The following is a 1,186-nucleotide window of genomic DNA, read 5'->3' as shown; positions in this document are numbered from 1 at the left end:
GCGACTCCATATAGCGGTTAAACTCCTTGTCGTCATGCGAATAGTCGTGGATAAGGCGACGCAGTTCAACCGTAGGTGCGAACAATTCAATATCCGACTTGCTCCACTTGGCTGCATCCGCCAACTCGTTGGCATCGTTGAGAATACACTTCAGCCCACCGAACCCGGCATACTTGCGCAGTATCTCTCGCTCTTCGGGAGTCTGCGCTGTGCGTCCGGCAACACCGAGCTTCAGGACAAGCCTGATAGCCTCGATGTTGTCGCGCATGGTCTGTAAACGGTTAAAGGCCATATTCGTCGAAATATTCGGTAATCCTACCGGTGATTACCAGTTTGAAAATCACACCTTCGTTGGTGTTGAGGTATTCCTCGCTCAGTTCCACATCCTTGAACTCCTGCTGCAATTCTTCCAGTAGCGTATAAGTCCAGAATTCGATGGAACGTTCATCGAGAGAAATATGGTCTGAAAATTCGTCTGCAAGTATGCCGCTTACAAAATCGTATGGCGAAATCTCAAAGCCATCAAGCAGACGGGCAATGGCTTTCTCGGAGGACACAAAGACTTCATCCCCGTCCAGCCTTGATTCCACATAGGTGTCAGTCGCAGCTTCGGCGCGTGCGGCAATCAGCAGGTCATCATCAGCTTCGGGGAAATGGTGCACCGTCAGGTAACGGCGCAGATACAGATTATAATAGTCGAGGTCATAGCCCCGGCCATCATTCTTTCTTTTCATAAAAAGTGTGGGGGAAATTTTAGGGCGTGAATACTTTCACACTGCAAAGAAAATCATACTCAAAGACTCAATCATTATTTCCGGATACTATGGTACTCGGTAGCCTCGCAATGCCTCAATGTGACGCGACAAACGACATTTTCCATTCAAACCCTGTTCAGACATACTTTTGAAGTCCATAAATCGCCTGTTTTTCAAATAATTATATAAGGTTAATACCCCAAAAATCAGCCTGTTTAAATTATATATGCTTTATTATCAATTAGATAAAATTTGAAATAATAGTGTTTTGGGGTACTCTCCCGTCGTGGGGTAGCAGGCTCGCTAATTTTGCATCGTAATCGAAAACGAAACGCAAAATGAAGAAAACTGAAATTGACTATAACGATGTGGGAACATTCCCGAAGTTTGCCAAGGCCTCGATAAGAATCATGCTTGAGATGCTCAGGTGC

The 1,186-nt window shown here is 45.5% G+C and carries 2 protein-coding genes; both read right to left on the bottom strand.

Annotated features, from left to right (window positions below):
• On the bottom strand, positions 1-292 hold a 292-nt coding region (locus tag C5O24_RS13545; RefSeq protein ID WP_133165612.1), incomplete at its 3' end, for a hypothetical protein.
• Positions 282-734 (bottom strand): DUF1896 family protein, encoded by a 453-nt coding sequence (locus C5O24_RS13540; RefSeq protein WP_107037090.1) that lies wholly within the window; start codon positions 732-734, stop codon positions 282-284. The genes C5O24_RS13545 and C5O24_RS13540, both read right to left, overlap by 11 nt.
• Positions 735-1,186: the final 452 nt, after the last annotated feature.

Source organism: Paramuribaculum intestinale (assembly GCF_003024925.1).
GTDB classification, from domain to species: domain Bacteria; phylum Bacteroidota; class Bacteroidia; order Bacteroidales; family Muribaculaceae; genus Paramuribaculum; species Paramuribaculum intestinale.
This window is presented reverse-complemented; position numbering and strand designations above follow the sequence as displayed.

Excerpts from the sequence above, each read along its gene's own strand:
- C5O24_RS13540 (WP_107037090.1), bottom strand. The coding sequence starts at position 734 with ATGAAAAGAAAGAATGATGGCCGGGGCTATGACCTCGACTATTATAAT.